This window comes from Streptomyces sp. NPDC052701, from assembly GCF_040678355.1.
Classification (GTDB): Bacteria; Actinomycetota; Actinomycetes; order Streptomycetales; family Streptomycetaceae; genus Streptomyces.
Map to the genome: position 1 here is coordinate 74,144 of NZ_JBFATO010000019.1, position 18,896 is coordinate 93,039.

The 18,896-nt window shown below is 74.3% G+C and carries 14 protein-coding genes; 3 read left to right on the forward strand and 11 right to left on the reverse strand.

Annotated features, from left to right (window positions below; all coding sequences use genetic code 11):
* Nucleotides 1-4: 4 nt before the first annotated feature.
* The 4 genes from AB0L29_RS21970 to AB0L29_RS21985 form a co-directional block, all read right to left on the reverse strand.
* A complete protein-coding gene (locus tag AB0L29_RS21970; RefSeq protein WP_365829398.1) occupies nt 5-1,981 on the reverse strand; it encodes an ATP-dependent DNA helicase in 1,977 nt (658 codons plus the stop codon).
* Between the two features lie 225 nt (nt 1,982-2,206).
* Nucleotides 2,207-3,106 (reverse strand): GNAT family N-acetyltransferase, encoded by a 900-nt coding sequence (locus AB0L29_RS21975; protein WP_365829399.1) that lies wholly within the window; start codon nt 3,104-3,106, stop codon nt 2,207-2,209.
* Between the two features lie 52 nt (nt 3,107-3,158).
* Complete coding sequence (locus AB0L29_RS21980) at nt 3,159-5,069, reverse strand: IucA/IucC family protein (protein WP_365829400.1); 1,911 nt, start codon at nt 5,067-5,069, stop codon at nt 3,159-3,161.
* Nucleotides 5,070-5,438: 369 nt separating this feature from the next.
* A complete protein-coding gene (locus AB0L29_RS21985; RefSeq protein WP_365829448.1) occupies nt 5,439-6,980 on the reverse strand; it encodes a diaminobutyrate--2-oxoglutarate transaminase family protein in 1,542 nt (513 codons plus the stop codon).
* Between the two features lie 503 nt (nt 6,981-7,483).
* On the opposite strand from AB0L29_RS21985, the gene AB0L29_RS21990 reads away from it, so the two are divergent.
* Complete coding sequence (locus tag AB0L29_RS21990) at nt 7,484-8,707, forward strand: trypsin-like peptidase domain-containing protein (RefSeq protein WP_365829401.1); 1,224 nt, start codon at nt 7,484-7,486, stop codon at nt 8,705-8,707.
* Between the two features lie 312 nt (nt 8,708-9,019).
* On the opposite strand, the gene hflX is transcribed toward AB0L29_RS21990, so the two are convergent.
* The 6 genes from hflX to miaA form a co-directional block, all read right to left on the reverse strand.
* Nucleotides 9,020-10,513, reverse strand: coding sequence for a GTPase HflX (gene hflX / locus AB0L29_RS21995; RefSeq protein ID WP_365829402.1), 1,494 nt, complete (start codon nt 10,511-10,513; stop codon nt 9,020-9,022).
* A gap of 186 nt (nt 10,514-10,699) precedes the next feature.
* Nucleotides 10,700-12,205, reverse strand: coding sequence for a M1 family metallopeptidase (locus AB0L29_RS22000; RefSeq protein WP_365829403.1), 1,506 nt, complete (start codon nt 12,203-12,205; stop codon nt 10,700-10,702).
* Nucleotides 12,206-12,298: 93 nt separating this feature from the next.
* Nucleotides 12,299-14,467 carry an HD domain-containing protein gene (locus tag AB0L29_RS22005; protein WP_365829404.1) on the reverse strand — a complete coding sequence of 723 codons (2,169 nt, stop codon included), beginning with the start codon at nt 14,465-14,467 and terminating at the stop codon, nt 12,299-12,301.
* A 257-nt stretch (nt 14,468-14,724) separates the two neighbouring features.
* On the reverse strand, nt 14,725-15,624 hold the full coding sequence (gene dapF, locus AB0L29_RS22010; RefSeq protein ID WP_365829405.1) for a diaminopimelate epimerase: 900 nt from the start codon (nt 15,622-15,624) through the stop codon (nt 14,725-14,727).
* A 50-nt stretch (nt 15,625-15,674) separates the two neighbouring features.
* Nucleotides 15,675-16,178, reverse strand: coding sequence for a hypothetical protein (locus AB0L29_RS22015; protein ID WP_365829449.1), 504 nt, complete (start codon nt 16,176-16,178; stop codon nt 15,675-15,677).
* Between the two features lie 108 nt (nt 16,179-16,286).
* Nucleotides 16,287-17,225, reverse strand: coding sequence for a tRNA (adenosine(37)-N6)-dimethylallyltransferase MiaA (miaA, locus tag AB0L29_RS22020; protein WP_365829406.1), 939 nt, complete (start codon nt 17,223-17,225; stop codon nt 16,287-16,289).
* Nucleotides 17,226-17,405: 180 nt separating this feature from the next.
* Here miaA and AB0L29_RS22025 point away from each other — a divergent pair, with 180 nt between their 5' ends.
* Both AB0L29_RS22025 and AB0L29_RS22030 read left to right on the forward strand, forming a co-directional pair.
* Nucleotides 17,406-17,678, forward strand: a complete 273-nt coding sequence (locus AB0L29_RS22025) for a hypothetical protein (RefSeq protein WP_365829407.1) — start codon at nt 17,406-17,408, stop codon at nt 17,676-17,678.
* Between the two features lie 22 nt (nt 17,679-17,700).
* A complete protein-coding gene (locus AB0L29_RS22030) occupies nt 17,701-17,970 on the forward strand; it encodes an antitoxin (RefSeq protein ID WP_365829408.1) in 270 nt (89 codons plus the stop codon).
* A gap of 82 nt (nt 17,971-18,052) precedes the next feature.
* Here AB0L29_RS22030 and AB0L29_RS22035 read toward each other — a convergent pair whose 3' ends face one another.
* Nucleotides 18,053-18,766: a class III extradiol dioxygenase subunit B-like domain-containing protein gene (locus tag AB0L29_RS22035; RefSeq protein ID WP_365829409.1), complete on the reverse strand. Its 714-nt coding sequence runs from the start codon at nt 18,764-18,766 to the stop codon at nt 18,053-18,055.
* Nucleotides 18,767-18,896 lie beyond the last annotated feature (130 nt).

Here is an 18,896-nt window from a genome sequence, read left to right on the forward strand (position 1 = left end):
GCGATCACTGCGCTTCGGCCTGCTTCGCCGCCGCGTCGATCGCCGCCAGCGACTTCCTGACCTGATTACGGTCCGTGGTGTACCAGAAGTCGGGCAGTGACGCCTTGAGGTAGCTGCCGTACCGGGCCGTCGCCAGCCGCTGGTCCAGTACGGCGACCACACCACGGTCGCCCGACGCCCGCACCAGACGGCCGGCCCCCTGGGCCATGAGCAGTGCCGCGTGCGTGGCGGCGACCGCCATGAAGCCGTTGCCGCCCGCCTCCTCCACGGCCTTCTGGCGGGCGCTCATCAGCGGATCGTCCGGGCGCGGGAAAGGGATCTTGTCCATCACGACCAGCTGGCAGCTGGGACCGGGCACGTCGACGCCCTGCCAGAGGGACAACGTGCCGAACAGGCAGGTCTTCGGATCGGCCGCGAAGTTCTTGATCAGCTCTCCGAGGGTCTCCTCGCCCTGCAGGAGGATCGGGAACTCCGGGATGCGGGAGCGCAGCTCCTCGGCGGCCAGCTGGGCCGCCCGCATCGAGGAGAAGAGGCCGAGGGTGCGGCCGCCGGCCGCCTGGATCAGCTCCGTGAGCTCGTCGAGCATGTCCGCGCGGTCGCCGTCGCGCGCGGGGCGCGCCAGGTGCTTGGCGACGTACAGGATGCCCTGCTTGCGGTAGTCGAAGGGCGAGCCGACGTCGATGCCCTTCCACTGGGGAACGTCCTCGCCCTCGGTTCCTTCGGGAGCGAGGCCCAGGGAGGCGCCGACGCCGTTGAAGTCGCCGCCCAGCTTGAGCGTCGCGGAGGTCAGGATGACGGAGCGGTCCGCGAAGAGCTTCTCGCGCAACAGGCCCGAGACGGACATCGGGGCGACGCGCAGGGAGGCGCCGAAGCGGTCGTGCCGCTCGTACCAGACGACGTCCCACTCGGAGCCGTTCGTGATCCGCTCCGCCACGTCGTGGACGCTCTCCACGGAGGCCAGCGCCTGCTTGCGGACCGCGTCCTCGTCCTGGACGGACTTGTCCCGGGTGGCGCCGATCGCGGAGATGACCGTGCGGCAGGCGTCGCGCAGGGCCATGAGCGCGTAGCCGAGGTCCTCGGGGATCTCTTCCAGACGGCCGGGCAGGGCCAGCTCCATCAGCCGCTCGAAACCCTCGGCGGCGGTCTGGAGCTGGTCGGCGGCCTTCTCGTCGACCAGCTTCGCGGCGCGGCGCACCGCGCGGTTGACCTGGCCGGGGGTGAGCTCGCCGGTGGCGACGCCGGTGACCCGGGAGACCAGTTCGTGCGCCTCGTCGACGATGAGCACCTCGTGCTGCGGCAGGACCGGGGCGCCCTCGATGGCGTCGATGGCGAGCAACGCGTGGTTGGTGACGACGACCTCCGCGAGTTTCGCGCGCTCGCGGGCCGTCTCCGCGAAGCACTCGGCGCCGTAGGCGCACTTCGAGGCCCCCAGGCACTCCCGCGACGACACCGACACCTGCGACCAGGCGCGGTCGGAGACCCCGGGCGTGAGGTCGTCACGGTCGCCGGTCTCCGTCTCGTCCGCCCAGTCACGCAGCCGCAGCAGGTCCTGGCCGAGCTTGCTGGTGGGGGCGGCCGCCTCGAACTGGTCGAACAGGCCCTCCTCCTCGTCCTGCGGGACGCCCTCGTGCAGGCGGTGCAGGCACAGGTAGTTCGACCTGCCCTTGAGCATCGCGAACTCCGGGCGGCGGCGCAGCAGCGGATGCAGTGCCTCCACCGTGCGCGGCAGGTCACGCTCCACGAGCTGGCGCTGCAGGGCCAGCGTGGCGGTCGCCACGACGACGCGTTCTCCGTGCGCGAGCGCGGGCACCAGGTAGCCCATCGACTTTCCGGTGCCGGTGCCGGCCTGGACCAGCAGGTGGGAACCGTCGTCGATGGCTTCCGCGACGGCTTCGGCCATGGCCACCTGGCCGGGGCGCTCCGTACCGCCGACGGCGGTGACGGCGGCGTGCAGGAGTTCGTGGAGTGAGGGCTTCGTCATAGCGCGACCACCCTACGGCCCGGCGCTGACAAACGGGTGATCAAGGAGGGGAAGAGCGGTGTGATCAAGACGTGGGGCTCCTCGGCTGCGGGGCGGATCGGGTGTCGGACCGGGCGGGCGGATCCGGTTCCGTCGGCCGGGCGCCGGCCGTCCGGGCCCGGTGGCGCCGTGCGGAGCGGCGGGGCGCGCGTGGCGTACCGGATGCGGGGACGGTGTGACACGGCCTTACGGCAGGGTGCGCAGGGACCGGTCCCGGACCATGAGGGCGGCTCGTTTGGCGGGCAGGGCGACCTCGGCGGAGAACCGGAAACCGGCCTTGAGGAAGGCGGCGACGCAGGGGGTGTTGCGGAGGTCGGGTTCCGCGACGACGCGGGCGCAGGCGGGCCGTCTGCGCAGCACCAGGTCGGCGACGGATCCGAGCAGTGTGCCGCCGAGGCCGCGGCCGCGGTCGCCGGCGGCGCCGAGGAGGAGGTGGACTCCGGTGTCGTGGGGCCGGGCGGGATAGTGGCGGGCCAGCGGGTCGAGGTCCGCCCGGTAGATCTCCCAGTAGCTCATCGGTGCGCCGTCCAGCACGCCGATGCAGGGGACGCTGCGTCCGTCACCGGCGAGCTGGGCCCGCAGGTGGTCCTCCGTCACGTCCTGCGGCCCCGACAGCTCCCAGAACGCCGCGACGGCGGGGTCGTTCATCCAGCGGCCGACGAGCGGGAGGTCTCGCTCCAGGCGTACGGGAACGAGGCGGAAGACACCCGCGGGGGTGTCGGCCGGGCCCCAGCCGGCGACACGGTCGAGCAGGTCGCCGCCGGCCGGGCCGGCGCAGGTGCGGGCGGCGCAGGCGGGCCACTCCGCGGCGGACCCGTTCCTCCGCGCCCCGTCGGTTCCGGCCCCGGCCTGCGTGAACAGCGCGGCGGGTGCGTCCGGCAGGCGCAGGTCCAGCGCGTCCTCGCCGTCCGCGCGTGCCGCGCGCCCGGTGTCCGTGCCGGTCCCGGTCCGGCCGGTGGCCTCACCGGTGCTCGGGGCCGGGCCGCGGTCCGTCATGGCGGCATCCACGCCGGTCCCGGTGTCCGGGGCGAGGACGGTGGCGGGAGGGGTGGTGCCGGTGTCGGCGCTCGCGTCGGTGGGAGGCACGGCGACGCTCCTCTCGGGAAGCGCTCGGGGGCGGTGGGTGCGGGCGGGAAGGTCAGGAGTGCAGGGGGTTGGCGATGGTGACGTAGACGGACTGGGTGTCGACCGGGCCGACGAGTTCGTCGAGGCCGTGCAGCCGGGTCAGCAGGTTGGCCTTGCAGCGCAGCACGGGTGAGTCGAGCAGGCGGGCGGGCAGCGAGGTGCGCAGCCGGGCCGGGCCGGAGGCGGCGTCGCCGAGGAAGCGCCGGAGGGCGGCCAGGAGCAGGCGCTCGTCGGCGAGGCGCTGGGAGCCGAACGCCCCGATGAGGCCGAGCACATGGTTGATCGCGAGGTAGTAGGCGAAGCGCTCGTCGGTGACCTCGTCGCAGACGAAGGTGTCGCTGTGCTCGCCGATGCCGGGCAGCCGGGCGTCGAGTTCCGCACGCCGGGACTCACGGAAGTAGTAGCCCTGGTTGTCGCGGTAGCGGCCGCCGGCGGGCCAGCCGTCGGCGTCCAGCAGGAGCAGCGTGTTCTGCTGGTGGGCCTCCAGGGCGATCCCTGCCTCGCCGTCCAGCCACAGCACGGGCCGTACGACCTGCTGGAGGTGGCGCAGGAACCACTCGACGGCGACGGCTGAGCGGGGGCGGCCGGTCCGGACGGCGAGACGCGTGACGACCTCCGCCAGACGGGACCGCAGGGCCGGGCGGTGTGCCGGGCCGCTGTCGGCCGCGTCCGGTCGGGCGCGGGGGCGCGGCGAGACGAATCCGGCGAGGCAGGAGACGTCGTCCGAGGGGCCGAACGGGTTGTGCCGGATCATCACGTCGAGTCCGGGCACGGGCTCGCCGTCCGGCCCGTCGACGGCGAGCCAGGCCGGATCGCGGACGATGTCGAAGCCCGGGTGCGCGGCCCGCCACTGCCGGGACAGACCGGTGCGCAGCAGACGGTGGACCTCGACGCCGCGGTGGAGTTCCTTGCGGAGGTTCTCGCGGCGGGAGTTGGTGATGCGCAGGCCCAGCGACAGTTTGAGCATGGCGGGGGCGCCGGTCCGGTGGACGGTTCGTACGGAGGAGGTGGGGTGCCAGGGGGCACCGTGGGCGCCGAGGTCGCGCAGCAGCCCGCGGTCCAGCAGCGCTGCGGTCCCGGGGCGGTGCCGGAGCTCGCGTGCCTGCCAGGGGTGCAGCGGCAGGGCCGTGTACCCGTCCGGCAGCGGCAGCCCGGCTCCCGCGAGGCGTGCGGTGAGCCGGCCGGCGGGGACGGGCCGTCCGCGTTCGGTCCAGGCGGAGTCGGCGGCGAGGACCGAGGAGGAGGCGGCCATCCAATGCAGGGGGAAGGAGCCGCGCGACTCGGGCGAGTACGAGCGGGCTTCGGCCTCGGAGAGACCCTCGCGGCTCTTGGGGGTGGGGTGCAGCGGGTGTCCGAGGACGAGTGCCTGCTCCGCGGCGAGGAAGAGGTCGGGGACGTCGGCCGGTCGGTCCCGGCGGTCGCCGAGGAAGGCCGCGACGCGGCGGGCGGAGTCCGCGACACGCGCGACGAGGTCGACGGCTCCACCGGTCACGGGGACGGTCGCGACCGGGGCGGGCCGGCGGCCGGCGACGGGGTCGGAGTCGTGGCCGGGTGCCGGTACGGCGGACGGCTGTGAACCGGCCGCCGGCCGCGCGGCCCCTGCCTCCCCCGGAGCGCCCCGCCCCACGAGCGCCTCCCGGGCGAGCAGGGCGGCGACGGTGACGGCGTCGGCCGGCGGGGCTTGGCCGGGGGCGTCGGCCAGGCGGGGGAGGCCGAAGCGGTGCCAGCCCGTCGGTGACCAGTAGTGGACGGGGGCGAGGAGGGCCGTGCCGCTGGCGGGGAGGGGGATGCGGAGGAGGCCGTCGTCGGGGGCGGGGGTGCCGGTCTCGCGCACCCAGCAGCGCAACAGGTTCTCCACGGCCGCTGCCTGGGCCGCGATGTGCGGGTCGGGGTGGTCCAGCAGGTCGGTGGCGGTGGCCGGCATGCGTTCGGCGTCCGCTGTGGTGGCCCCCTGCCGGGGGACCGCTGGGCCCGCCGGCCGGTCGGGCTCCTGTGCGTCCCCGGATCGGCGGGGCTGTGTGGGGGCGCGGTCGTCGGGTGCGGGGGTGCTGGTCAAGACGGTTCCTCGAAGGGTGGTGGGGCCACGCGGTGGCGGGCCGGAGTCATGACGTCCTCGTGGTGGGCGTCCGGCCTGCCGGGGGCGCCACGGAGAAGGCGCCGGGACGGGCCGCGGAGCGGGCAGGGGCGCGGAGGGGCCGCAGGGGGAAAGCGGGGGCGGAGAGGGGCCGCGGAGGTGGGCATGCGCCGCCGCGTTCGTGAGGCGCCCACGGCGCGGGCGCACGTCGGCCGCCGTTCATCCCGCTCGCCCGGTGCGGCTGCCGCGGTGCGGGGATGCGCGGCGGGGGCGAAGCGGTTGTTGCGGCTGTTCGCGGCCGGTGTGCCCGCGGGCCGCCGCCCGCACCGCGTCGGCCAGCCGGTCCAGCACCGCGGCCGCCTGCTCGTCGGTGATGGTCAGCGGTGGGAGGAGCCGTACGACGCTCGCGTGGCGCCCGCCGAGTTCGACGATGAGGCCGCGTCGCAGACACTCCTGCTGGACGGCTGCGGCGAGCCGGGCAGCGGCGGGGAGAGGCTCGCGCGCGGCGTCCGGCCCGGCCTGCGGCCCCGTACGGGCGCCGCCGGCCCCGTCGGTCCCGGGGGCCGCCGGTCCGTCGGCCGGGGCGGCGGCTGCGGCGGTCCGCGCCCCGCCCCCGGGGGCCGCGGCGTGCGCGCGGGCGGCCGGGGAGCCGGCCGCCCGCCTGCGGTCCGCGGCCTCCCCCTCCGGATCGACCAGTTCGACCCCGATCATCAGCCCACGCCCCCGCACGTCTCCCACACAGGGGAACTCCTTGCCGAGTTCTCGCAGGTGGGACAGCATCCGGGAGCCCAGGACGGCCGCGCGTTCGGCGAGACGGTTCTCGCGGACGTAGGCGAGCGTCGCCGTGCCCGCGGCCATGGCGAGCTGGTTGCCGCGGAAGGTGCCGGCGCGGGCGCCGGGTTCCCCCACGTCGAGGTCGTCGCGGTAGACCACGACGGCCAGCGGCAGGCTTCCTCCGACGGCCTTGGACAGCACCATCACGTCGGGTGTGACACCGCTGTGCTCCACGGCCCAGAAGGCGCCGGTCCTCCCGACTCCCGTCTGGGTCTCGTCCGCGATCAGCGGGACGGACCGGGCGGCCGTGATCTGCCGCATGCGCCGCAGCCAGCCGTCGGGCGCGGGGATGACCCCGCCCTCGCCCTGCACGGGTTCGACGATCATCCCGGCCGGCAGCGGGACCCCCGACCCGGGGTCGTCGAGGAGGGACTCGGTCCAGCGGGCGGCGAGTTCGGCCCCGCGTGCGCCTCCGACGCCGAACGGGCAGCGGTAGTCCTGCGGGTAGGGCAGGCGGGCGACCCGTACGCCGTGGGCGCCGCCGGAGGCGTCGAGCGCCCCGGCGGTCGTCCCGTGGTGGGCGCCCGTGAACGCGATCATCCCGGTCCGCCCGGTCGCGGCCCGGACGAGTTCGAAGGCGGCCTCCACCGCGTCGGTGCCGGCCGGTCCGCAGAACCGGACGCGGGCGCGGTCGGCGAGCCCGGGCGGCAGGGTGCGGAAAAGCTCCGTGACGAAGGCGTCCTCGACGGGGGTCGCCAGGTCGGGGACGTGCAGCGGTGCGCCGGAGTCGATGACCTTGCGGATCGCCTCCAGCACGACCGGGTGGTTGTGGCCGAGGGCGAGCGTCCCGGCGCCCGAGAGGCAGTCCAGATAACGGCGGCCGTCCGCGCCCTCGATGGTCAGTCCGCGTGCCCGCACCGGCACGATCGGCAGGGCCCGGGCGTAGGTGCGGGCGGCGGACTCCCGCGCGGACTGGCGCCGCAGGATCCCCTCGTGCGCCGCTGCGGCCCCGGCTCCCGCCCCGCCGGCGGCGGGCGGCGGGGCGGCCTTCGCGGGCGTACGCCGCACCTCGGGCGCGGGTCCCGCAGCGGTCTCCCCCGGGACGGCTCCGTCGTCCGTACGCCCCGCCGCGCCCTCCTCGGAGGCGTACCCCCCGTACGCGGATTCGCCCACGACTCCCCGTCCTCCCACGGCCCTTCCCACTGTCCGGAGTGAGCCGGCCCGACATCTCGCATGGTTCAGGGCACAGGGGATCGCCCGCCGACAGCAGACCCCACCGCTACCAACCGCGGACCGCTCACGGGGTTACGGGTTGTTTCAAGATCCTTGCCGTGACGGAACCGTTGCCGTTCCGTCGGATGTCCCCCACGGCGAGCGCATAGGGTGTGGTGCCGTTCCCGATGCCGTGCGACCGGTCCGGGCTCCGTGCGGGGCCGGCCCGGGACCACGGTGCAAGCACCACGTTCGCCCACACCAGGGGGAGTCACATCATGCGTCCCATACGGCCGTCGTCCACCACTCGCCGGGGGAGGACGGCGCGCCGCGGAACCTCCCCCGCGCTGGCCGCCGTCGCGCTCGCCGCCACGCTCGCGCTCACCGCCACCGCCTGCGGGTCGGGCGACGCCGAGGCGGGCGGCGAGGCCTCCCCCACCGCCGCCTCCCAGGACGGCAGGATCCGGATCCCGGAGGACCTCAAGGACCGGCTGAGGGAGCACGGGATCGACATCGACAAGTGGCGGAACGGCGCCTGGAAGAACTGGGACAGGGACGACTGGCTGCGCGAGGCCAACGAGTTCGTCAACCCGATCATCGAAGGGCTCTGGGACCCGGACCGGATGCGGGGGGCCGAGGAACCGGCCGACCAGGGCGTCGACGACAGCGACCTCTCCGGTGACCAGGGGGTCACCGATCCGACGCCGCAGCCGGTCCAGGCCCAGGCCGTCCCGCCGTCCTACCACGCCAACGCGCCCACCGCCGGCAAGGTGTTCTTCGACTCCCCCGAGGGCACGATGGTCTGCTCGGCGACGGTCGTGAAGGACCCGGCCAACCCCGGCAGGTCCAACCTGGTGTGGACGGCGGGGCACTGCGTGCACGCCGGGAAGAAGGGCGGCTGGTACCGCAACATCGCGTTCGTGCCGTCGTACAACGACGCGGGCACGCCGGCCGGGGAACAGCAGAACGCCACTCCGGAGGAGATCGCCCCCTACGGTGTCTGGTGGGGTGACTGGGCGCAGACGTCCGACCAGTGGATCGAGCGGGGCGGCGCGACGGGCGGGGACGGCGCCGCGTACGACTTCGCGGTCATCCACGTGACGCCGGAGAAGGGCAGCGGCGGCAAGTCGCTGGAGGAGACGGTCGGTTCGGCCCTGCCGGTGGACTTCGAGGCCCCGCCGGTGCCGCAGGTGGAGAGCGTCACCGCGATCGGCTACCCGGCCGCGCCGCCGTACGACGGTGAGACGCTCCACCGGTGCCAGGGCCGGCCCGGACGGCTGTCGCTCAACGCGTCCGACCCGACGATGTACCGCATCGGCTGCAGCATGACCGCCGGTTCGTCCGGCGGCGGCTGGGTCGCGGCCGGCTCGGACGGCAGGCCGGCGCTGGTCTCCAACACCTCGATCGGCCCGGTGACGTCGGGCTGGCTGGCCGGCCCGCGCCTGGGCGCGCAGGCCAAGGACGTGTACGACGCCGTCAGCCGGAAGTTCGCCGGCCGGTGACCGTGGGCGCGTGCGCCGGCCGGTGACCGGCGCACGCGTACCGGCCGGCCCGCCTCATGGTCCGGCCGGTGGGCACACACCCGGCAGTCGGCAGGTGCCTTCCGCGACGCCCTGCGGGCATCCACCCGCGCACCCGGCATCACACCGGCACCCATCAGCGGGGGCCGGGACGCCGAGGCGCTGTACCGGAACATGAGCGAGACCCACGGCGGCCGGTGGGCCGGCCCGGCGGTCCGCGCACACGCGCCGAAGACGAAGGCCCGCTCCCGGTGTCACGGGAGCGGGCCTTCGGGCCGCTTGGGGAGCGACGGCTCAGGCGGCCGGTGCCGGAGCGTACGGCGTGAGTTCCGCCGCCAGTTCCTCGTGCACCCGCACCTTGAGCAGGGTGCCCTCCGGGGTGTGCTCCTCGGAGATCACCTCGCCCTCGTCGTGGGCGCGGGCGACCAGCTTGCCGTGGGTGTACGGCACGAGCGCCTCGATCTCGACCGAGGGGCGGGGCAGCTCGCTGTCGATGAGCGCGAGCAGCTCGTCGATGCCCTGGCCCGTGCGGGCCGAGACCGCGATCGAGTGCTTCTCCACCCGCAGCAGCCGCTGGAGCGTCAGCGGATCGGCGAGGTCGGCCTTGTTGATCACGACGATCTCGGGCACGTCGGTGGCGCCGACGTCCCGGATCACCTCGCGCACGGCGGCCAGCTGCTCCTCCGGAACCGGGTGCGAGCCGTCCACCACGTGCAGGATCAGGTCGGCTTCCCCGACCTCCTCCATGGTGGAGCGGAACGCCTCGACCAGGTGGTGCGGCAGGTGGCGCACGAACCCGACCGTGTCGGCCAGGGTGTACAGCCGGCCGCTCGGGGTCTCGGCCCGGCGCACGGTCGGGTCGAGGGTCGCGAACAGGGCGTTCTCGACCAGTACGCCCGCGCCCGTGAGGCGGTTGAGCAGCGAGGACTTACCCGCGTTGGTGTAACCCGCGATGGCGACGGAGGGCACCTTGTGGCGGCGCCGCTCCTGGCGCTTGATGTCGCGGCCGGTCTTCATCTCCGCGATCTCCCGGCGCATCTTCGCCATCTTCTCGCGGATCCGCCGCCGGTCCGTCTCGATCTTGGTCTCACCGGGACCACGGGTGGCGAGGCCGCCGCCCTTGCCGCCGCCCATCTGCCGGGACAGCGACTGGCCCCAGCCGCGCAGCCTCGGCAGCATGTACTGCATCTGCGCGAGCGCGACCTGCGCCTTGCCCTCTCGGGACTTGGCGTGCTGGGCGAAGATGTCCAGGATCAGGGCCGTACGGTCGATGACCTTGACCTTGACGACGTCTTCGAGGTGGATCAGCTGGCCGGGGCTGAGCTCACCGTCGCAGATGACGGTGTCCGCGCCCGTTTCGAGGACGATGTCGCGCAGCTCCTCGGCCTTGCCGGAGCCGATGTAGGTGGCCGCGTCGGGCTTGTCGCGGCGCTGGATCACGCCGTCGAGGACGAGGGCGCCCGCCGTCTCCGCGAGGGCGGCGAGCTCCGCGAGGGAGTTCTCCGCGTCCTGCACGGTTCCCGAGGTCCACACCCCGACGAGCACGACCCGCTCCAGACGGAGCTGGCGGTACTCGACCTCGGTGACGTCCTCGAGCTCGGTGGAGAGGCCTGCCACGCGGCGCAGGGCCGCACGCTCGGAGCGGTCGAACTGGTCGCCGTCCCGCTCTCCGTCGATCTCGTGGCTCCAGGCGACGTCCTCTTCCATCAGGGCATCGGCCCGAAGACCTTCGGGGTAGGCGTGCGCGAGGCGCTTGGTGTCCTGGGAAGGGGAAGAAGAGGAGGTCATTGGATCCTTAACGTAGATGGGAAACCGTTGTACGGCGACGGAGCGGAACGCGGTTGTGGATCTGGTCCGTGACGCCGGAGCCGATCCGTCACCCTGCACAACGCACGAGTACCCCGGGAGATTCCCGTATCCCGTGCCGCGCCGACCCGACGATGGTCGCACGGCACGGCACGTCTCGTCATCGTGTTATCGCACGGCCGCCTTCCCGGGGGCGGCCGGCTTCCAGTCCGGGTGGCCGGGCATGGGCGGGGTCTTGTCGCCGTACAGCCAGGGCCGGAGGAATCCGTCCAGGTCACGCCCGGTGATGTCGGAGGCGAGCCGGACGAAGTCCCCGGTCGTGGCGGTGCCGTCCCGGTGCAGGGCGACCCAGGCCCGCTCCAGGCGCTCGAAGGCCGGGCGGCCGATCTCCTGGCGCAGGGCGTACAGCACGAGCGCGGCACCGTCGTACACGTTCGGCCGGAAGAGGCCGATCTTCTGGCCGGGCTTCGGCGCCTTGGGGGCCGCGGGCGGTCCGCCGGCCGCGCGCCAGCGGTCGGAGGCGGCGTAGGCGGCCCTCATGCGCTCGTGCAGCGGCTTGCCCGCCTTCTCCTCCGCGTACAGGGCCTCGTACCAGGTGGCGTGCCCCTCGTTGAGCCACAGGTCGGACCAGGTGCGGGGGCTGACGCTGTTGCCGAACCACTGGTGGGCCAGTTCGTGGACCATGATCGACTCGACGTACCACCGGGGGTGGGACGGGTCGGTGAACAGCTCCCGCTCGAAGAGGGAGAGCGTCTGCGTCTCGAGTTCGAAGCCGGTGGAGGCGTCGGCCACGAGCAGGCCGTACGTCTCGAAGGGGTAGCGGCCGGCCTTCTCCTCCATCCAGGCGATCTGGTCGGGCGTCTTCTCCAGCCAGGGTTCGAGCGCGGCGCGGTGCCCGGTGGGCACGACGTCCCGGACGGGCAGCCCGTGGGGGCCGGTGCGGTGCAGGACGGTGGAGCGGCCGATGGACACCTGGGTGAGCTCGGTGGCCATGGGGTGCCGTGTCCGGTAGGTCCAGGTGGTCGTTCCGCCGGCCCTGCGCACGTCGGTCGCCAGGCCGTTGGCGACGGCGGTGTGGCCGTCGGGCGCGGTGACCCGGATGGTGAAGAGCGCCTTGTCGAAGGGGTGGTCGTTGCACGGGAACACCAGGTGGGCGGCGTCGGCCTGGTTGGCCATGGCGAGGCCGTCGGCGGTGCGCACCCAGCCCCCTTCGCGGTCCTTCGGCGGGACGGGGTCGCTGGTGTGCCGCACCGTGATCCGCATCCGCCGGCCCTCGGGCAGCGGCTTCCGCGGGGTGATCACCAGGTCCTCGCCGGCGCTGCCGAAGGAGGCGGGTTCGCCGTCGACCTCGACCGAGTGGACCGTGCCGTGGGCGAAGTCGAGGTTGACGCGGTCCAGGCCGGCCGTCGTCCGGGCGTCGATGGTGGTGACGGCCTGGAGGGGCTGGGTGTTGGTGCCGCGGTAGGTGAGGGCGAGATCGTACGACGCCACGTCGTATCCGGGGTTGCCCAGGTAGGGGAAGAGGCGGTCGCCGACGCCGAGCGGGACCGCCGGGGCGCTCGCGGCGACGAGGCAGACGGAGACGGCGGAGGCCAGCAGCGCCGCGACCACCCTGCGGCGGCGGGCGCGGGGGGCCTGGGCACGAGGGGCCGGGGAGTGAGGGGTCAGCAGCATGGCCCCACGGCTACCAGCGCGTGCGTGCGTCACGGCGGCGACGCGCGCCGGGCCCACCCGAACCGGGGACCGGGTCCTGCGCCGGGTGCCGGGTCAGGCGCCCGGCTGCGGCTGGGCCCGGCTCACGTCGTACACACCGGCCACGTTGCGCATGGCGCGCATGAGGGCGGGCAGGTGGGCGGCGTCCGGTAGCTGGACGGTGTACGTGTGGCGCACCTGCTGCCGGGTGGGCGGTTCCACCGTCGCGGAGACGATCTCGGCGCCCTCCAGGGCCATCGCCTCGGTGAGGTCGGCGAGCAGATGGGGCCGGACGAACGACTCGGCGACCAGTGCGACCCGGCATTCGGCGGTGTCGCCCCAGCGCACGCCGACCTGCGCGCGCCCCGCGTCCTTCATGCGCGCCACCGTGGAGCACTCGACGCGGTGCACGGTGACCACTCCCCCGCGCACGGCGAAGCCGGTGACCTCGTCGGGCGGTACGGGCGTGCAGCAGCCGGCGAGCCGCACGGTCGCGCCGGGCCGGTCGACGAGGACGTTCTCGGGGGCGGGGCGGGCGGGTGCGGCCCCCGGGGCGGACGCCTCGACGGCCGGCCGGCGGGCGGAGGCGGGTTCCTCCCCCTCGGGGACCTCGTCCTCGGGGGTCTCACCCTGCGCCGGATGGGTCGTCAGCCAGCGTTGGATGGCGATCCGGGCGGCGGGCGTGTGGGCGTGCTCCAGCCACTCCCTGGAGGGCCCGGAGGCGGGGTCCTGGCCCATGAGGAGCTGGACGGTGTCGCCGTCCTTCAGGACGGTGCTCAGGGTTGCCAGCCGGCCGTTGACGCGGGCGCCGATACACGCGTGCGCGTCCTCGCCGTACTGCGCGTACGCGGCGTCCACGCAGGTGGCGCCCTCGGGCAGGCCGAGCGTGCCGCCGTCGGGCCGGAAGACGGCGATCTCCCGGTCCTGGGCGAGGTCCTCGCGCAGCGTGGACCAGAACGTGTCGGGGTCGGGTGCGGCGCGCTGCCATTCGAGCAGCCGGGAGAGCCAGCCGGGCCGGGTGGGGTCGGCGCGCTCGCCGTCCGCCGGGTCGTCGGGCGCGGGCGCGTACGGGTTGCCCAGGGCGACGACGCCGGCCTCGGCGACCTTGTGCATCTGGTGGGTGCGGATCAGGACCTCGACCACCTGGCCGTCGCCCCTGCGCGCCACGGCGGTGTGCAGCGACTGGTACAGGTTGAACTTCGGTACGGCGATGAAGTCCTTGAACTCCGAGACGACGGGCGTCATGCAGGTGTGCAGTTCGCCGAGGACCGCGTAGCAGTCGGCGTCCTCGCTGACGAGCACCAGCAGGCGGCCGAAGTCGGCGCCGCGCAGCCTGCCGCGCTTGCGGGAGACGCGGTGCACGGAGACGAAGTGGCGCGGCCGGATCATGACGTCGGCCGGGATGTCGGCCTCCTTGAGGACCGTGCGCACCTCGTCGGCGGCCTCGGCGAGCGGGTCGTCCGCGCGGCCGGCGTTCTCGGCGATCAGCTCCCGGGTGCGCTCGTACTCCTCGGGATGCAGGATCGCGAAGACGAGGTCCTCCAGCTCGGTCTTGAGCGCCTGCACGCCGAGGCGTTCGGCGAGCGGGATGAGGACGTCCCGGGTCACCTTGGCGATGCGTTCCTGTTTCTCCGGACGCATCACGCCGAGGGTGCGCATGTTGTGCAGCCGGTCGGCGAGTTTGATCGACATCACGCGGACGTCGTTGCCGGCGGCGACGAGCATCTTGCGGAAGGTCTCGGGCTCGGCGGCGGCTCCGTAGTCGACCTTCTCCAGCTTGGTGACGCCGTCGACGAGGTAGCGCACCTCCTCGCCGAACTGCTCGCCGACCTGATCGAGCGTCACGTCCGTGTCCTCGACGGTGTCGTGCAGCAGCGAGGCCGTCAACGTGGTGGTCTCCGCGCCGAGTTCGGCCAGGATCAGCGTCACGGCGAGCGGATGCGTGATGTACGGCTCGCCGCTCTTGCGCATCTGGCCGCGGTGCGAGGACTCGGCCAGGACGTAGGCGCGGCGCAGGGGTTCGAGGTCGGCGTCGGGGTGGTGGGCGCGGTGGGCCTCGACGACGTGGCCGATGGCGTCGGGCAGGCGGCCGCGGCTCGCGGCGCCGAGCAGCGCGGCGCGGCCCAGGCGGCGCAGGTCGAGCCGGGGGCGGGCCTTCCTGCGCGGCGCGGTCGGGGTGACAGGCCCTGACGCGGTGCCTGCCACCGGGCCTGGGGTCGCGGGATTCGTGGCCTCCGCACTCATGGGCACCTCCGGCTGCGTGGACCGGCGGACGGGGTGCCCCAGGGCGGACACGGCTCCAGGGGTGGTGTCGGTCCCCCGTCCGGGCCGGTGCTTGATGCTACCGAGCCCATCACGAGCGGCTGACCGCCTCTCGCCCAGCGTGAAACGGATCACCCATTCGAGCGAAGGCCCGGAGGTTTACGTTTTCACGTCGCATGTCCTGCGGCATACCGCAGTTTTTGGCCATGTGGTGGGGAAATACCGTCGTCCGCCGGACCTCAGACCTGGCCGCGGGCCGCGTGTACCAGCCACTCCGCGTCGATCTCGCCTTCGGCGACGATCACCGCGGGGCCGGTCATCTCGATCTCGCCGTCGGGGCGTTCGGTGATGACCAGGGTGCCGCCGGGGACGTCCACGGTGTACGTCGCGGGGGTGCCGGTGACCGCCGGGTCGAGGCCGTCGCGGCGGGCGGCGGCCACGGCGACCGCGCACGCGCCCGTGCCGCACGAGCGGGTCTCGCCGGAGCCGCGCTCGTGCACGCGCATCGCCACGTGCCGCGGGCCGCGGTCGGCCACGAACTCGACGTTGACCCCGTCCGGGTAGGCGGCGGCCGGGCTGAACCGCGGCGGGGAGAGCAGGTCGCCCGCGTGCGCCAGGTCGTCCACGAAGGCCACCGCGTGCGGGTTGCCCATGTTCACGTTGCGCGCGGGCCAGCTGCGTCCGCCGACGCCGACCGTCACGTCCCCCTCGGGGAGCAGCGCCTTGCCCATGCCGACGGTGATGTCGCCCTCGGCGGAGCCGCCGGCTCCGGGCTTGGCGATGTGCACGGTCTTCACGCCCCCGCGCGTGGCCACCGCGGTGTCCCCCTCGGACACGTGTCCGGCGCGCTGGAGGTAGCGCGCGAACACCCGCACCCCGTTGCCGCACATCTCCGCGATCGAGCCGTCGCCGTTGCGGTAGTCCATGAACCACTCCGCCTCGGCCGCCATGTGCCGGGCCTCGGGGTGCGCGGCGGACCGCACCACGTGCAGCAGCCCGTCACCGCCGATGCCCGCGCGGCGGTCGCACAGGGTGGCGACGGCGGCCGGGGACAGGTCGACGGCGTTCTCGGGGTCCGGGACGATCACGAAGTCGTTCTCGGTGCCGTGACCCTTGAGGAAGGCGATCCGCGTGCTCATTCCTCGATCGTACGGGGTGGGTCCGACAGCCCGTCCCGGCCGGGCGCCGGTCAGCGCAGACGTGCCACGCGCCAGACGGCGAGCACCACCACGACGACCACCACCAGGGCGTAGGCGAGCACCACCCGCCAGTCCGGGCGGCGGCCCGAGCCGCGCTGCGGCAGGCCCGGCCAGGTGTAGCCCACCCGGCGGGCGGCCATCATGCCCCAGCCGGCCGCGCAGGAGCAGATCAGCAGTCCCAGCATGGCGATCACGGCCCCGCTGTCGCCGAAGTCGAAGGCGAGCGGGAAGGCGAACATCAGGGAGCCCACCGCGGCCAGGCCGACGATGGGAGCGAGCTGCCAGATGCGCAGCCTGCGCTGCGGGCGCAGCTCGACCTCGACCTCCTCGCCGCCCGCGAACATCTCCTCGGGCTCGGGGCCGTCGGCGGTCACACCGCCCTGCGTCTCGTCCGGGCCGTCCGGCATGAGGCCGTCCGCGCCCGGCTCCGGTTCGCCGCGGTCGGGGGCGACGGGTTCAGTGCTTCGTGCGGTGTCGCGAGGGCCGGCCTCCATCGCCACGCGCCCTCCCAACTAGGACTCCACTTGGTCGATCGAAGCTCGATGATGGCACGGCACGACAGGCCCGGATGTCGGCCTGGGCGTCCCGATGCCATGACGTGATCAGGCTGTAACCGGTCGTTCGACCAACGACAGCGCAAGCCGGGGAAGTTCCGTGAGGTCCGCCGCGGCCCCACTCAACCAGTGCACCCGCGGATCGCGCCTGAACCACGCATCCTGGCGGCGCGCGAAGCGTTTGGTGGCACGCACGGTCTCGGCCCGTGCCTCCTCCAGGGTGCACTCCCCGGCGAGCGCCGCGAGTACCTGCTGGTAGCCGAGCGCGCGCGACGCCGTACGCCCCTCGCGCAGCCCTTGCGCCTCCAGTGCGCGCACCTCCTCGACGAGACCCGCCTCCCACATCCGGTCCACCCGGCGCGCGATGCGCTCGTCCAGCTCGGGGCGGGCCACGTCGACGCCGATCTGGAGGGTGTCGTAGACGGAGTCGTGCCCGGGGAGGTTGGCGGTGAAGGGCTTGCCGGTGAGCTCGATGACCTCCAGGGCGCGGACGATGCGGCGGCCGTTGCTCGGCAGGATGGCCCGCGCGGCCTCGGGGTCGGCGGCGGCCAGGCGGGCGTGCAGCGCCCCGGAGCCGCGCAGCGCGAGCTCCTCCTCCAGCCGGGCCCGCACCTCGGGGTCGGTGCCGGGGAACTCCAGGTTGTCGACGGCCCCGCGGACGTACAGGCCGGAGCCGCCGACCAGGATCGGCCAGCGTCCCTCGGCGAGCAGGGCGTCGATCCGCTCCCGGGCGAGCCGCTGGTACTCGGCGACGGACGCCGTGACGGTCACGTCCCAGACGTCCAGGAGGTGGTGCGGGACGCCGCCGCGCTCCTCGGGCGTCAGCTTGGCGGTGCCGATGTCCATCCCTCGGTAGAGCTGCATGGAGTCGGCGTTGACGACCTCGCCGCCGAGCTGCCGGGCCAGGAAAACACCCAGATCGGACTTTCCGGCCGCGGTCGGTCCGACGACGGCGATGACACGGGGGGCGGGGGGTGCGCTGCTCACCGCCCCAGTCTCGCAAACCTCCCACCACGGTCTCGAACGAGTTACGTGACGGCGGACACCGGGGGTCGTTGCCCGCTGCGAGACCCCCGCCGCCGGATCCCGGGGCGGGGACCCGGGCGGCGCAAACGGACGCACCGGCTGACGCGGGATTTCGCCCGCACGAGTAACGTTGGAGCTGATATGGGCATTTTTGCACGGCTTTTCCGTAGGCCGAAGGCCACGGAGGAGGCGCCGGCCGCCGAGGCCCGGGCCGACGCGCCGGAAGCCGGGACCGGCACGGCCGAGAAGGCGGAGGCTGCGGAGACTGCGGAGACGAAGAGGCCGGCCGGTGCGCCGGACGCGGCGGAGCCGGCGGCGACGGGGGCCACCGGGACCGAGGGCGTCGACATCCCGAAGCAGCAGTCCACCGCGAAGGCGGCCGGCAACGAGGCCGGCGAGGGCGCCCGTACATGACCGCCCCGCGGGAAGGTGAACCATGGGTCTCCTGGACAGCGTGAAGACCAAGCTGGGCCCGGCGAAGGGCCGGATCTCCCACCTCGCGCAGCGGCACGAGGGGAAGATCCGGCACGGCCTCGACAGGGCCGCGCAGGCCGTCGACAAAAGGACCAAGGGCAAGTACAGCGACAAGATCCGGAAAGGCACGGGCAGGGCCAAGGAGGCCGTGGAGCGACTCGCGCACCAGGGCGGCACCGGGCCGGGCACGGGCGGCACCACGCCTCCGGCCGCGCCACCGCCCGTTTCCTGAACGGCACATCGGCGGACGGCCGCGGAGCACGACGGCTCCCCGGCCGTCCGCCGTTTGCCCGACGCGGGGGCCGGGCCCGGCGTCAGGACCAGGCGGCCACGACGTACCCCACCCCGTAGGGCGCGTCCTCGTAGAGGAGGGTGCCCTTGAGCGCCGTGCCCTCGGCGGCGCCCGCGAGGACCTGCCAGGGGGCCCGGCCGGACACCCCGAGTTCGCGGGCCAGACCGGTGTCCAGTGCCCTCAGGGCGGCCAGGTCCGCCGTACCGAGCGCGCGCGCCACCTCCGCGTCGAAGGGCGCCGCCCGCTCGTCGAGGTACCCCGGTGCCTTGAGCGTGCGGCACACGCTGGCGTCGCCCATCACCAGCAGTGCCACCCGCCCGGCCCGCCCGCCGGTCTCCCTGCCGATCTCCTCGCACCGCTCGGGCGCGAGGGATTCCCCCACGCCGAGTCCCTCGATCGGGGCGTCGGCCCACCCGGTCCGTTCCAGCAGCCACGCGGCCACGGCGAAGGCGTACGGCAGCCGCCGCCGGTCCCCCGTGCCCCGGTCCGCGCCCAGACGCACGTCGAGGTGTACGCCGAAGTCGCGGAACGAGCCCGGCGTCCCCTCCGGGTAGGTCGTCGGCCCCGTGCCCCGCGCGGGGCCGACGACCACGAGCCGGTCGGGCCGGGCCGCGGCGAGCACGCCCAGCGCGTCCGTGCACGCGGCACGCGCGGCGTCCAGCTCGGGTGCGGCGCCCGCGGCGACCTCGGGCACGAGCACGGGCGGGCAGGGGCACACTGCGGCGGCGACAAGCATGATCGGCAGGGTAACCCGGAGCGGTGCCGCGGTTCGCCGTCGGTCCTCGTCGCGCCCTGCCTGCCCCCACTACCGTCGCGGGCTGCCCCGGTCCTCCGTCGCGGCCCGCCCGCGGTCCCCCCTCGTGGGC

Excerpts from the sequence above, each read along its gene's own strand:
- AB0L29_RS22035 (WP_365829409.1), bottom strand. The coding sequence starts at position 18,766 with ATGCTTGTCGCCGCCGCAGTGTGCCCCTGCCCGCCCGTGCTCGTGCCC.
- AB0L29_RS21980 (WP_365829400.1), bottom strand. The coding sequence starts at position 5,069 with ATGCCGGCCACCGCCACCGACCTGCTGGACCACCCCGACCCGCACATC.
- AB0L29_RS22025 (WP_365829407.1), top strand. The coding sequence starts at position 17,406 with ATGGGCATTTTTGCACGGCTTTTCCGTAGGCCGAAGGCCACGGAGGAG.
- AB0L29_RS22015 (WP_365829449.1), bottom strand. The coding sequence starts at position 16,178 with ATGGAGGCCGGCCCTCGCGACACCGCACGAAGCACTGAACCCGTCGCC.
- dapF (WP_365829405.1), bottom strand. The coding sequence starts at position 15,624 with ATGAGCACGCGGATCGCCTTCCTCAAGGGTCACGGCACCGAGAACGAC.
- AB0L29_RS22005 (WP_365829404.1), bottom strand. The coding sequence starts at position 14,467 with ATGAGTGCGGAGGCCACGAATCCCGCGACCCCAGGCCCGGTGGCAGGC.
- hflX (WP_365829402.1), bottom strand. The coding sequence starts at position 10,513 with ATGACCTCCTCTTCTTCCCCTTCCCAGGACACCAAGCGCCTCGCGCAC.
- AB0L29_RS21990 (WP_365829401.1), top strand. The coding sequence starts at position 7,484 with ATGCGTCCCATACGGCCGTCGTCCACCACTCGCCGGGGGAGGACGGCG.
- AB0L29_RS22030 (WP_365829408.1), top strand. The coding sequence starts at position 17,701 with ATGGGTCTCCTGGACAGCGTGAAGACCAAGCTGGGCCCGGCGAAGGGC.
- AB0L29_RS21970 (WP_365829398.1), bottom strand. The coding sequence starts at position 1,981 with ATGACGAAGCCCTCACTCCACGAACTCCTGCACGCCGCCGTCACCGCC.
- AB0L29_RS22000 (WP_365829403.1), bottom strand. The coding sequence starts at position 12,205 with ATGCTGCTGACCCCTCACTCCCCGGCCCCTCGTGCCCAGGCCCCCCGC.